Annotated in this window: 9 protein-coding genes; 3 read left to right on the top strand and 6 right to left on the bottom strand. The window is 46.1% G+C overall.

Features of this window, described 5'->3' with window-relative positions:
• Positions 1 to 37: 37 nt before the first annotated feature.
• The 6 genes from GJU87_RS14820 to GJU87_RS14795 form a co-directional block, all read right to left on the bottom strand.
• Positions 38 to 613: a nitroreductase gene (locus GJU87_RS14820; RefSeq protein ID WP_153640208.1), complete on the bottom strand. Its 576-nt coding sequence runs from the start codon at positions 611 to 613 to the stop codon at positions 38 to 40.
• Positions 614 to 698: 85 nt separating this feature from the next.
• A complete protein-coding gene (locus tag GJU87_RS14815) occupies positions 699 to 2,009 on the bottom strand; it encodes an APC family permease (protein ID WP_153640207.1) in 1,311 nt (436 codons plus the stop codon).
• A gap of 60 nt (positions 2,010 to 2,069) precedes the next feature.
• Positions 2,070 to 3,269, bottom strand: coding sequence for an MFS transporter (locus GJU87_RS14810; RefSeq protein WP_153640206.1), 1,200 nt, complete (start codon positions 3,267 to 3,269; stop codon positions 2,070 to 2,072).
• 152 nt (positions 3,270 to 3,421) lie between these two features.
• Entirely contained in the window at positions 3,422 to 4,672 is a 1,251-nt protein-coding gene (locus GJU87_RS14805) for an ammonium transporter (RefSeq protein ID WP_153640205.1), read from the bottom strand.
• Between the two features lie 32 nt (positions 4,673 to 4,704).
• On the bottom strand, positions 4,705 to 5,061 hold the full coding sequence (locus GJU87_RS14800) for a P-II family nitrogen regulator (RefSeq protein WP_153640204.1): 357 nt from the start codon (positions 5,059 to 5,061) through the stop codon (positions 4,705 to 4,707).
• Between the two features lie 29 nt (positions 5,062 to 5,090).
• Positions 5,091 to 5,753 (bottom strand): hypothetical protein, encoded by a 663-nt coding sequence (locus tag GJU87_RS14795; RefSeq protein WP_153640203.1) that lies wholly within the window; start codon positions 5,751 to 5,753, stop codon positions 5,091 to 5,093.
• Between the two features lie 536 nt (positions 5,754 to 6,289).
• Between GJU87_RS14795 and argH the strand changes: the two genes are divergently transcribed.
• The 3 genes from argH (at position 6,290) to GJU87_RS14780 (ending at position 14,010) form a co-directional block, all read left to right on the top strand.
• Positions 6,290 to 7,624 carry an argininosuccinate lyase gene (gene argH, locus GJU87_RS14790; RefSeq protein WP_153640202.1) on the top strand — a complete coding sequence of 445 codons (1,335 nt, stop codon included), beginning with the start codon at positions 6,290 to 6,292 and terminating at the stop codon, positions 7,622 to 7,624.
• A 389-nt stretch (positions 7,625 to 8,013) separates the two neighbouring features.
• The gene (gene gltB / locus GJU87_RS14785) at positions 8,014 to 12,534 is read left to right on the top strand and encodes a glutamate synthase large subunit (protein ID WP_194831545.1); all 4,521 of its coding nucleotides are present in this window, start codon (positions 8,014 to 8,016) and stop codon (positions 12,532 to 12,534) included.
• A 57-nt stretch (positions 12,535 to 12,591) separates the two neighbouring features.
• Entirely contained in the window at positions 12,592 to 14,010 is a 1,419-nt protein-coding gene (locus tag GJU87_RS14780) for a glutamate synthase subunit beta (RefSeq protein ID WP_153640201.1), read from the top strand.
• Positions 14,011 to 14,255 lie beyond the last annotated feature (245 nt).

Genomic DNA, 14,255 nt, shown 5'->3' with positions numbered 1-14,255 from the left:
GGTTTTTGTTTGGATACTTTAAATACGGGTACGCGACTTATTCTTTCCAGGTAATCTTATCTTCAACAGGTTCTCTTCCATTGGCTGGGAATGGTCGGTTCGCGTAGCCTAGGAACAGAAATCCCATCGACTTCTGGTTGGGCTTCAAATCGAGACAGCTATCTAGTTGACTAATAAACGGAGGCGTTGCCCAGAAAGTACTCAATCCTGCAGCGGTAGCTGACAGCCAGATGTTTTGCACTGCCATGGAAACGGCAGCCATTTCCTCCCATTCGGGAAGGCGGTGTTCTTCATCGAGATTGGCTATAATAGCAACGGCTACTGATGCCTTCCGGAAGTGCAGCGCAAACTTGTTGACCTTGTCGCCAGGAATGTCGGCTCCGTTTTTTTGTGCTTCTTCCAGTTCGGTTTTCACTTCCGAAACAAATTTCTCTCTGCCTTCGCCACTGATGACAACAAACCTCCACGGTTCCGTTTTCTTTTGATTAGGGGCCCAGTTGCCATTTTCAAGCAGCTGTTTGATGAGCTCTTTCGGAACTTCCTTGTCGTTAAAAAAACGAGTCGGGTGTGTTCTTCTTTCTTTGATTAATTGGGTAATATCTTCCAGGTTCATTTTGATTTGTTTTTAGGGTATTCTTTCCATAAAACAGTCGAAACGGGCGGAGGTTTGACTTGTCTGAAATGCGAATCTATTTTCTTCAGTCTTTGGAATAAACCGATTCGGTTTTTTTCTTCTTCTCGGTAGCTTTGTAAATATACTCCATGGCAAACGAGGCCGCAATAATTCCCAGTGAAATTATCATTCCCCAGAAATTGTTCGTCAGTTGGTTCTTTAGCAGGAAGAGAAAAGCTACAGAGCACATCACAAAGCCGGCAATTGAAATGTACCGTTTGGAAGCGGTTTCTTTGTACAGTCGGACGTTGGCCAGGTTGACAATCGCAAAAATGATGAGAAAGCCTGCACTACCCGATGTGGAGATGCTTTCCAGGTCAAGCGTATTCGCAATAAGCAGTGTAAAAGCCGAAGTAAAAAGAAGTCCCACCGGCTGGTTCCAGAAATGCTTGGTGAACTCGTGTGGCAGTTCGTCGTCGATTCCCAGTTCGTAATTTACGCGGCTTCCGCCGAAAAGCGTTGAATTGATGGCCGTGAACGTAGAAATCATGGCTGCCAGCGTAATGATGGTAAAACCAATGTGTCCCAGCTCCGGTTTGGCGGCTTCGGCCAGTACATATTCCTGGGCTTTCTGAATCTTATCGAACGAAAGGGATGCTACGGTCACGAACGAAATCAGTACATAAAGCAAAATCACAATGGAGATGGCGATAAAATAGGAGCGTGGAATATTTTTTTTGGGGTTGACGATATCCGATGAGGCATTGGCAATCAGCTCAAAACCTTCGTAAGCCACGAAAATAACCATTCCGCCGCTGAACAATTTAACCGGACCGGTCCAGTTACTGAATTCAAACTGGGTAAGATGATTAGCATGAAACAAGCCATAACCGCCAATAATAATAAACAGCGTCAGAATAGTCATCTTAATGTATACTGCAACTGATTCTGCTTCGGCCACAACGCGAACACTGAGGTAATTCAATATGGTTGAGAAAATGATAATCCCCGAAATGAATAAGTGCTTGTTGAGCGTCGGGTCACTAACGACATGGAAAAGGTTTCCGGCGTAGCTGCCAAAAGCTGAGGAATACAGCGAAAGCATAATGATGTAGCTAATCCATAGCAGGTTGTTGGTGCCTCCGCTGAAGATGGTTTTGCCAAATGCCTGGTTAATAAAGTTGACAGTTCCTCCCTTGCTTGGATATTTCAGCGAAAGCTTAGAGTAGGCATATGCCGTTAATAAAGTAATAATTCCGGCCAGCATAAAAGCTACTGGCGTCCCTCCTTTACTCAATGAAATAGCCAGTCCAAGGACGGCAAAAATTCCGCCTCCGACCATTCCGCCAATTCCCATGGAGACGGCTTCTCCCAGTTTGATATCGTCTTTGCGCATGTGTTGAGATAATTATTTCTTCTGTTAGTAATAATACAAATCAGGTTGATGAAAGGTTCCTTAGGTGGTCACGTCTGTAGTTGTTTTTAGCTGAATGAAAAAAACAGCCAGCAATATCATTGTGAGGGCGACGCCGGCTCCCGCAATGAAGGCGATGGAAATTCCTCCCAGACCGTAGAAGAAACCGATGAAAATGGGACCAATTGTTTGTCCCAGACGCAACACCATACTATTGATTGACATAAAAGCGGCTCGTTCTTTCATCGGAGCAAAACCGACCAGAAGATTTTGAATTCCTGGAATCGCCACGCCGTGGCCCAGTCCGAAGGTGATGAGTGGAATGAAAAGTACAACCCATGAAGAAGCGAACGACATAATGGCCATCGTAACCAAGTAAAAGCTGAAGCTGAAAATCAGTTGGGTTCGGGGCTTCAACCAGCGATTGATATTTTTTAGTTGTGAGGAGGTGATGGCGGTGACAGCAGAGAAACCGGACATCATAAGGCCTATTTGCAGCGAGTTGGCATGTAGTCGGTTTTCAAGCAACAGCGGGAAATAGGAGAGATAAGCACCATAAAGGATAACGAAGATGAGGATGTTTATCACGAATAATCCCCACACATCGCGTTGGTTAATGTTATTCCACGCTCGTTTTAGGTAAGTTTTTAAATCGGGTTGTTCGTCCGGTTCAGGATTATTCAGGCGGGTTAAAGCCCAAATGGCAACTGGAACTGCAAGAATGGGCAGAATGAAAGGATATTGCCATCCGTACATGGCGAGCATACCGCCAACAGCCGGATAGGAAGCGGTTCCGATACTGAGCACGCTGGCATTGTATCCCATGGCAGCCGCCCGGCGTTGTCCCGAGAAAAAGTCGCCGATTAAGGTGATGTTCAGGCTTCCCAGTGATGCTGCTCCGATTCCCTGCAGGAGGCGGAAGACCAACAGAATATGAAACGAGCGGGTGAACATGCAGGCCAGTCCTGCCGCTCCGAAAATGAGCAGGGAGGGAATCAGGATGTTTTTGCGTCCCAGTCGGTCGCCTAAAATTCCTGCAACAGGTGTAAGTAATACTCCGGGCAAGGTAAAAGCGGTGATAAGATATCCGACTTCAACCGGCGTGATTTTGAAATAATGCATCACATCGGGGAAGGCCGGCGTGATACTGGCTACGCCCATTACAGCAATCAGGGTAATTGAAAAAATGATGTGAAGGTTGTGGTTTTTTAACAGAGGGACTTGCTGAGGATATTTTACCATTATGTTTGCTTTACAATTCAGGTTTCCTAAAGTTAGGGAAATCTGAAAAAGGAGCAAGCTGCGTAGAATTGGAAAAGCAAACGAAATGTAAGAACGCAAAAAGGGGAGTTGAATGAACAACTCCCCCTCGTCTTATAACTAACCTATGGCTGTTAGTTGTAAGCTGATTCTCCGTGTTCGTAAACATCCAGACCTTCCTCTTCGATCCGGCGGGAAACACGCAGGCCAATAGTTGATTTCAAAATCTTAAACAGGATAAAGCCAGTGCCAATCGCCCAGGCCATAACAGCCAGTACACCGATTGCCTGAACACCCAGGAGTTTTGCTCCACCGCCATAGAACAAACCTCCATTAGTAGAGAATAAACCAACCATCAAGGTTCCGGCGGCTCCACCCAATCCGTGAACCGATACTGCACCCACTGGGTCGTCTATACGCAGTTTCTGGTCGATAAATTCAACACCAAATACCAGGATGATTCCGGCAATAGCTCCAATGGCAATCGCACCACCGGGAGTAACCGTGTCACAACCGGCTGTAATGGCTACCAATCCTGCTAAAGCACCGTTCAGTGTCAGTGACAGCGACGGGAATTTATAACGTCCCCACGATACAAGCATGGAGCTTAAAGCACCCGCAGCAGCTGCCAGGTTAGTTGTAATAAATATTAATGAAATGGCATGAGAATTATCCGCTCCGGCAGCCGCAAGCTGCGAACCGGGATTAAAACCAAACCATCCAAACCACAAAATAAACACGCCAAGAGCGCCAAAGGTGAGGTTATGGCCCGGAATGGCCTTTGACTTGCCGTTGTATTTCCCGATACGGGGTCCAACCATGATGGCACCTACCAGACCTAACCAGGCACCTACAGAGTGAACTACGGTCGAGCCGGCAAAATCATGAAAGCCAAGTTCCGAAAGCCAACCTCCGCCCCAGACCCAATGGCCTGAAACTGGATAAATAAAAAGGGTTATAACGACACTGAAAATTAGGTACGAACTAAATTTAGTCCGTTCAGCAACGGCACCGGAAACAATTGTAGCCGCAGTAGCTGCAAATACGGTTTGGAAAAACAGGATGGCTAAATCCGGAACGTCATTCCCGTAACTTGCAGTGAAGAAGAGATTCGGTTTACCTATAAAACTGCCGATGTCGCTGCCAAACATCAGACTAAATCCAACCAGCCAAAATGCCAATGAACCGACACTGAAATCCATCAGGTTTTTCATCAGGATGTTGGCCGTATTTTTTGCCCGGGTAAAGCCAGCTTCCACCATTGCGAAGCCAGGCTGCATGAACATCACCAAAACGGCTGCTACAAGTACCCAGACGGTATCTAGTGAGGTTGCGTTGGAACTAACCGCCGACGCAATATCTGTTAATTTCGAAGTATCTTGCATAATTTAATATTTTGAATGTTTTGGTTTCTGATTTACTCCTCCAAACCTTTAATAAACAAGGCTTCATCACCTGACTCGCCGGTCCTGATACGGTAGGACTGCTGGATATCAACAACGAAGATTTTTCCGTCACCGATCTCGCCCGTCTGAGCTGTGTCCAAAATGGCTTTCACTGTTTTGTCCACGTTTTTGTCGCGCACTATGATAGATAGTTTGGTACGCTCAATAGAACTCGTGTCGTAAACCACTCCACGATAGACTCTTTCCTGGCGGGCTTGCCCGATACCCCGGACATCCCAGTACGAGAAGAAATCAATCCCTACTTCTTTGAGAGCTTCTTTCACCTCATCGAATTTTGTTTTTCGGATAATCGCTTCAATTTTTTTCATGTGTATGTGATTTTTTTCTTGATGATGGACTAGAGAGAAATACCTACGACGAAGAATATTTGATCTTTGTCGGGGTTGACAATAACACTACCGGTAACGGGCAGCGAGAATTTTTCGGTGATCGGAATTTCTTTTGTCGTCGAAAGGCCAATGTTGACTACATTGAAGTTGGTGTCGGTGGTGTAACTTTCATTTCCGGCTCCTACAAACAGATCTACCTTTTTGAAAGAATAGCCAGCTTCGAAGTACAGGTCGTTGTTTTGATTCAGGTAATAATATCCCGAAAGGGAGAAATTACCCAACGCTTGAGACGCACCAATTTCGTATGTGTGGTACGTGTTGCTGAAGTCAAAATAATTGCCGGTGCTTCCTGGTTCAACCGGGAAATAGTAGTTGGTAAACGTGAAGCTTAATCCTGAATCGAAAGCATAACTCATGTAGAGGTCAGCTTCGGTGCCGGCCGTGTTGGCACTCAGCGAGTAACTTCCCCAGGCGCCGATAGCAAAACCGCCAACCGAGTATTCAATGGTAGGCTGAACAACAGGTGAGTTACCAAAGTCAGTTCCCCTCCATACATAACGGTTGTAGAGGTCTGCTCCAACATTCCAGGAGCCTTTTGAATCCTGAGCCATGGTTACAGTTGCAGAGAGCAACAGTAAGGATGAGAAGAGTACAATAACAAGTTTTTTCATTTTGAGCAATTTTTAGGGTTAAACATGCATTTTAAGTTTTCTTCCTGAGTTGTCTTTTATTTTTGAATAGGTGCTAACATTATAGGGTATAAACAATAAAAACAATAAAAAATGAACTTTGACCCTGTATTGTAATGGGGTGACATCTTCAAAAGTATATTTAATTTTTATTTTCACCTCATAAAAATAGGGGGTGGTGTCGTCAATTAACAAAAATTTAAAAGATAATTCCAAATTGGTAGGTAAATAGGGGTATTAATGACAAAATGATTGCAAAATAAATTCTGTTTGGAGTAAATGTTAATTTATTGGTTGTTTGAATAGAATGAAGTCTGTTTTGGTAAGAGTAGTATTTTACGACAAGTGTGGTGGCTTTAGAGGGGGTATGATGAAATTTTATACATAATGACTAAATCAGAGGGGAATAATTAAGGGATTATCAAATTTTTCTTGTTTACGGCTCAATATGCAGTCATAAATAGTCCTTTGTGCAAACTTCAATTAACTTTGTTTGGCAAATCCTAATAATAAATATCATGAAACTCTGGGACAAGGGATATAAAGTAGATTCGCTAATCGAGAGATTTACAGTCGGTAAAGATGTGGAAATGGATTATTCGCTTGCTGAATTTGATGTGCTCGGTTCGTTGGCACATATTCATATGCTTGAATCTATTCATCTGCTTGAGAAAGATGAGCTCACGATTTTGACTAATGAACTAAGTAAAATATATAAGGAGATCAAAAACGGTGATTTCGTTATCGAAGATGGTGTCGAAGATGTGCATTCCCAGGTTGAGATGTTGTTGACTCAAAGGCTCGGTGATGTTGGGAAGAAGATCCACAGTGGTCGCTCCAGGAATGACCAGGTTCTTGTCGATTTGAAACTATTTACTCGTCATGAATTAAAAGTATTAGTAGAGAAGGTTGAGTCACTGTATCGCACGCTTGTTGCCCAAAGCGAAAAATACAAAGAGGTACTGATGCCCGGATATACACATCTTCAGGTGGCAATGCCTTCGTCGTTTGGTTTGTGGTTTGGCGCTTACGCGGAGAGTTTGATTGACGATCTGTTGCTGGTTCAGGCTGCATATCGGGTAGCCGACCAGAATCCGCTGGGATCGGCTGCGGGCTATGGTTCGTCCTTCCCGCTGAACCGGCAAATGACAACGGATCTTCTTGGATTCGACACCATGAATTACAACGTGGTATATGCGCAGATGGGGAGAGGCAAGACGGAAAAAGTGGTAGCCTTTGCGTTGTCGTCGGTGGCGGCTACGCTGGCAAAGCTGGCCATGGATGTATGTTTATATATGAGCCAGAATTTCAACTTTGTGTCGTTGCCGAAGGAGTTGACGACAGGTTCCAGTATTATGCCGCACAAGAAAAACCCGGATGTTTTCGAGCTGTTACGTTCGCACTGCAATAAGATACAGGCATTGCCGAATCAGATTACGATGATGGTGAATAACCTGCCCAGTGGTTATTTCAGGGATTTGCAGCTGGTGAAAGAGGTATTTATTCCGGCTTTCGCCGAGTTGAATGACTGTTTGGACATTGCCGGTTTTGCAATTGCCAACCTGGAGGTGAACCAGTCCATTTTGGATGATGAACGTTATAAATATATGTATAGCGTGGAAGAGGTAAACCGCCGGGTGCTTTCCGGAGTACCCTTCCGTGATGCCTACCGGGAAGTGGGAGAGGAAATAAACAGAGGTGAATTTCAGCCCGATATGGCGGTAAACCATACACATGAAGGAAGTATCGGAAATTTGTGCCTAAAGGAGATCGATCAAAAAATGGAAGAAGTACTGAAGGGCTTTTCTTTTGAGAGAGTCGAATTAGCCTTTCAGAAGCTGTTGGGGCAGTAATGATGATTGGTTTGAACAAATTGCTCTTAAAAAAGCCTTTTCGATAACGTAAAGGCTTTTTTTATGCACTTAATCCTTCATATTATAATAATATTGGGTGTTTCTATTAACGAAAACTTAATACGTTCGATTATGCGCTTAAAAATCACCCTGTTGCATCTTTGCAGTGGCGCTAACAACCCCCAATTCAGGGTATTCCGCACCCCCGGGTGTCATCTTCATTATTGGAATTATAAGATTTAAAAGCTATTTTTGCTTTCAGTCTAAAAAAATAGACTGTTTTTTACTTACAGTTTTCCACCTGGTAGCTTTTTTTTGTGAAAGATTTACGGAAGTATTAGTTGTCACTTCCTGACTTTCCTGAGTTTAGTCTATTAAAATTTTCAGATATGGTGCAGAAAAGATTTCCACAACCGCAGGGGATGTACGACCCTGCAAACGAGCACGATGCCTGTGGTATTGGGTTTGTTGCGCACATCAAAGGACAGCAGTCGCATGATATAGTAGAGCGAGGACTGACTGTTTTGCGGAACATGGACCACCGGGGTGCGACCAGCGCCGACAATCAAACCGGTGACGGGGCAGGCATATTGCTACAGATTCCGCACGACTTTTTCATCTCACAGAAAATAGATTTGCCTTCAGCAGGTCATTACGGAACAGGCCTTGTTTTTCTTCCGGTAGACGAAGAAGAGGCCGCCGTGTGTCAGGAGGTAATGAATCGTTATATCGAACTGGAAGGATTGCGTTTAATTGCATGGAGAGATGTTCCGGTTGACAGCTCTGTCGTAGGTGAGATTGCACGACGGACCGAACCCAACGTGAAACAGGTTTTCGTTACAGCTCACATGGAACAGGATGCGCTGGAGCGGAAGTTGTATTTGGTTCGAAAGCAGGCTGAGAGAGAGATTCGCGAATCTCATCTGAATGAGAAAGAATCGTTTTACCTGCCCAGTTTCTCAACGAAGGTAATTATCTATAAAGGTATGCTTACGCCCGATCAGTTGCGTAGCTACTATAAAGATTTAACTCATCCGGAGATGAAGAGTGCGATTGCGCTGGTTCATTCCCGTTTTAGTACCAATACTTTTCCAACCTGGGATCTGGCGCAGCCGTTTCGCATGGTGGCACACAACGGTGAAATTAATACGGTTAAAGGAAACCGCCTGTGGATGCATGCCCGCGAAGCGCTGCTTCAGTCCGATTTATTCGGCGATGAGTTGGAAAAACTCTTCCCGGTGGTCGAACCCGGAAAGTCAGACTCGTCTTCGTTTGACAACGTACTCGAGTTCCTGCACATGACAGGCCGCGACATGCCGCACTCATTGTGTATGATGATTCCGGAATCGTTCAATGAAAAGAACCCGATTCCGGAAAGCCTGAAAGCATTTTACGAATACAACTCCACCTTGATGGAGCCATGGGACGGACCCGCATCGATGGTTTTCTCCGATGGCCGTTATATCGGTGGAACACTCGATAGGAATGGTTTGCGTCCGTCACGTTACGTGATTACCAACAACGATTTGATTGTGATGGGATCGGAAGTCGGAGTGCAGACTTTTCCGGCAGATGAAATTAAAGAAAAAGGTCGTTTACGTCCGGGAAAACTGTTGCTGGTCGATACCAAATTAGGTATCCTGATTCCTGATAAGGAAGTAAAGGCCCAGCTTTCGCGCAGAAACCCTTATATCAACTGGCTGAAAGAAAATCGCCTGTTGATGGAAGACATTGTTGTAAAGCAGCGTGTTTCTTCGAACATGGGAGAGGACTTCCCGGCGTACGCGAAAGTATTTGGTTACTCGAAAGAAGACATCAACATGTTGTTGAAGCCGATGGCTGAAACCGGTGCCGAGCCCACCAGTTCCATGGGTAACGACACACCGATAGCGGTTTTCTCTGAAAAACCAAAGCGGTTCTTCAGTTACTTCCGTCAGATGTTTGCCCAGGTAACCAACCCGGCGATCGACCCCATCAGGGAAGGACTGGTGATGTCACTCACCAACTACATCGGTTCCCTTTCGGGGAATATGTTGGAAGAGAGCCCGGAGCACTGTAAGTTGATCAAATTCGACAGTCCGATTATCACCAACACCGATTTGGGGAAAATCAAGGATTTGAAGCACGAGGCATTCAATCATGCCACCATTCCCATGCTTTTCCCGGTGAAAGATGGTGTGGAAGGATTTAAGAAATCGTTCAATAATATGTTGGCTCAGGCCGAAAAGGCCGTTGACGACAAAAAGAACTTAATCATATTAACCGACCGCGGTATTTCTGCAGAACAGGCTCCGATTCCTTCGTTGCTTTGTGTTTCCGCGGTTCATCACCATCTCATCCAGAAGAAAAAGCGGATGCAGATTGGTATCATCGTCGAGTCAGCCGAACCACGCGAAGTAATGCACTTTGCGCTGTTACTGGGATTCGGTGCCAGCGTTGTGAATCCATATCTGGCTTTTGCCGCTTTGGATAAAAAAGTGCGTGAAGGCGAAATTACAATGGAATACAAAGATGCCCGGAAGAACTACATCAAGGCCATCGATAAAGGCCTGCTGAAGATTCTGTCGAAAATGGGTATTTCCACGTTACGTTCGTACCACGGCGCCCAGATTTTTGAAGCCATCGGCGTAAGCCAGGAACTGATTGAGAAATATTTCAAAGGAACAGCGTCGCGTATTAGCGGTATCGGTCTCGAAGAGATTTACCGTGAAACGATGATGTTCCATGCTCAGGCATTTGCTCCCAACGGTCAACATAAGTTTATGCTGAAGAATACCGGTGAATATCATTACCGGCAAGATGGTGAGCATCACGCCTGGAACCCGGAAACCATCGGGTTGTTGCAATGGGCAACCAAAACCAACGATTACGATGTGTACAAGAAGTTCAGCCAGCTGGTTGACAAGGAAAATCAGAAGCCGGCTTTCATTCGCGGTGCTTTGCAGTGGAAGAAGAATCCGATTCCGGTCGATGAGGTAGAGTCGGAAGAAAATATCATGAAGCGTTTCGTGACCGGAGCCATGTCTTACGGTTCCATTTCGAAAGAAGCACACGAAGCATTGGCAATTGCTATGAACGCCATTGGCGGACGAAGCAATACCGGTGAAGGAGGAGAAGATCCGGACCGGTTCGGCACTGACAGAAACTCCAAAATCAAGCAGATCGCATCGGGGCGTTTTGGCGTGACCAATAACTACCTGATGAATGCTCAGGAGATACAGATTAAAATTGCGCAGGGGGCAAAACCCGGAGAAGGTGGACAGCTTCCGGGATATAAGGTGAACAAAATCATCGCAAAAACCCGTAAATCGACACCGGGGATTACGCTGATTTCACCACCTCCGCACCACGATATTTATTCGATTGAGGACCTGGCACAGTTGATTTACGACCTGAAAAATGTAAATCCCGCCGCTAAAGTTTCTGTGAAGCTGGTTTCTGAAACCGGTGTAGGAACGGTAGCTGCTGGTGTAGCCAAGGGATTCTCCGATATCATTATTATTAGTGGAACCGAAGGAGGGACAGGAGCTTCTCCGGCCAGTTCGATCAAGCATGCCGGACTGCCGGCCGAACTCGGAATCTCGGAGGCACAGCAAACGTTGGTTATGAATAACCTGCGTGGTCGCGTTAAGCTGCAGACCGACGGGCAGCTGAAAAATGGTCGCGATGTCGTTATCATGGGACTGTTGGGAGCTGAGGAATTTGGTATCGCTACAGCGTCACTGATTGTGATGGGATGTGTGATGATGCGTAAGTGTCACCTGAATACCTGTCCGGCAGGAATTGCAACTCAGAATAAGAAGTTACGGAAGCGTTTCATTGGACGCTCAGAATATGTTATCAACTATTTCCAATTCATTGCCCGGGAAATTCGCGAATACATGGCCGAGATTGGTGTCCGCACCTTCGATGAACTCGTCGGGCGTGCCGATCTGCTGGAGTCGAATCCTGACGTGATGAACTGGAAGATGAAGACGGTTGACTTCTCGAAGTTGCTGTATGTACCGAAGGAAGCTGCTCAGTATCCGCTCCACAACGTTCAGCCCAACACCAAGAATCTGGACGATGTGATTGACCGGACCCTCATCCGTGAGGCTAATAAAGCCATTAAAAGCGGAGAAAAAGTTTGGATTGCGCATGATATCAACAATGTGATGCGGACTGTCGGAGCCATGCTTTCGGGTGAAGTTTCCAAGCGATACGGGGAAGAAGGTCTTCCGGAAGATACCATCAACTGTACTTTTAGAGGTTCGGCCGGCCAGAGTTTCGGTGCATTCCTGACCAAAGGTAGCACTTTCCGCCTGGAAGGCGATTCAAACGACTACCTCGGAAAAGGACTTTCCGGAGGTAAGATAACGGTTGTTCCGCCACAGGGAGCTAATTTCGTCCCGGAAGAAAACATTATTGTGGGTAACACAACGTTATATGGTGCAACCAGTGGCGAAGTGTATATCCGGGGAGTTGCCGGTGAGCGTTTCTGCGTTCGTAACTCCGGTGCGATAGCTGTTGTGGAAGGAACCGGAGACCATTGCTGCGAGTACATGACCGGCGGACGGACCGTCGTTCTGGGTACAACCGGACGGAACTTTGCAGCGGGTATGAGTGGGGGAATCGCCTACGTGCTTGATGAGAAGGGCGACTTCGATTACTACTGTAACAAAGGGTTGGTTGAACTGACACCTGTGGAGGACAGATCCGATATTCAGGAACTGCAGGAGATGATTAGTAACCACTTGCTGCATACACAGAGTTCCCTGGCCCAGCGAATTCTGACTAACTGGGATGAGTACCTTCCCAAATTTGTTAAGGTGATCCCATTCGAATATAAGAAAGTGCTTGAAGAGCTTAAGTTGAAGGAATTGAAGAAGAAACTTGAGTTGACGGAAGATGATCCGGCCCGACACGAATAGGCCGGAATAGAAGAGAGAGAAAGTAATTCAGCACGTTTAACAAAAAAAATCTTCATCATGGGAAATCCAAAAGGTTTTATCGAGATACCGAAAAAAGAGAGCGGGTACCGTCCCGTCAAGGAAAGAATATATGATTTTGGCGAGGTTGAACAGACCCTGAACGAAAAGGACCGGAAAGATCAGGCCTCCCGTTGTATGGATTGTGGCATTCCGTTTTGCCACTGGGCTTGCCCGGTAACCAGTAAAATTCCTGAGTGGCAGGATGCCATCTACCTGGGGAACTGGGAAGAGGCTTACGATATCCTCTCATCAACCAACAGCTTCCCCGAGTTTACCGGTCGCGTATGTCCGGCACCCTGCGAGAAATCGTGTGTGTTGGCCATTCATGAAGAATCGGTTACCATTCGGGAAAACGAGGCTTCGGTAGTAGAACAGGCGTTCGATCGCGGATATGTGCAGGCGCGTGTTCCGGAAGTACGTACCGGCAAGAAAGTAGCCGTGATTGGTTCTGGCCCGGCCGGTATGTCAGCTGCCGATGTGTTGAACCAGGCAGGTCATTCAGTGACGGTGTTTGAGCAGGACGATGCTATCGGAGGATTACTTCGTTATGGCATTCCCGATTTCAAGCTGAACAAGAACGTCATCGATCGGCGGTTGGAGCTTTTCGTTACCGAAGGAATCGACTTCAAAACCAACACAACAGTTGGTAAAGATATTACTCCGGAGCAGCTGTTGAAGGACTACGATGCCGTTTGTCTGGCAGTGGGAGCTATGCAGCCCCGCGATTTGGTTGTAGAGGGACGCGATTTGGAAGGTGTTCACTTTGCTATGGACTTTCTGAAGCAGCAGAATAAAGTCAATCGTGGCGAAGTATTCACTGAAGACGAACGCATTTCCGCGAAGGAAAAGAAAGTGCTCGTTATCGGAGGTGGTGATACCGGTTCCGACTGTGTGGGAACTTCCATTCGCCAAAAGGCTGAGTCGGTAACACAAATCGAGATATTGCCAAAGCCGCCTGAAAAACGTGCCGACACCAACCCGTGGCCTTACTGGCCGAATACACTTCGTACGTCGAGTTCGCACCTCGAAGGTTGCGAGCGGCGCTGGGCATTGGCCACCAAACGTTTGATTGGCAAAGACGGGAAGGTGACCGGAGCAGAAGTGGTGGAAGTAGTTTGGGAAAAAATCGACGGCCGTTTCCAGATGAAAGAAATTCCGGGTACGGAAGAATTGATTGAAGTCGATTTGGTGCTGCTTTCCATGGGATTTGTTTCCCCGGTACACGAAGGTTTGCTTGACGGATTGGGTGTTGAATATGACGAACGTGGTAACGTAAAAGCTGTGACCAACACGACAACAGTTGATAAGGTATTTGCTGCAGGAGATGTGGCACGCGGAGCGAGCCTGGTTGTTCACGCCATTCGTTCGGGCCGCGATGCTGCAGAGAAGATTCACGAATACCTGATGCAGGATTAAGCACCATAACGCAAAAAGAATATATGTGTTTTAATCAGATTTATTGATTGACTTGTTGAATTTTGAATTAGTAAAAAACGAGGCTGTCTCTTTTGAGGCGGCCTCAGTTTTTTTGTATGAAATAACTTGTTCTTAGGAAAGTCCGGGTCTCGTTTTAAACAGGTCCGTATCTTTTTGTAATAAAGTCCCGATCTTTTTCCAACCATGTCCGGACATTATTGAAAGAAAGTCCCGATCTGATGGAA

It is taken from the genome of Prolixibacter sp. NT017 (assembly GCF_009617875.1).
Taxonomy (GTDB): Bacteria; Bacteroidota; Bacteroidia; order Bacteroidales; family Prolixibacteraceae; genus Prolixibacter.
The sequence above is the reverse complement of the archived record's forward strand: the minus strand, read 5'-3'. Positions and strand labels throughout refer to the sequence as shown.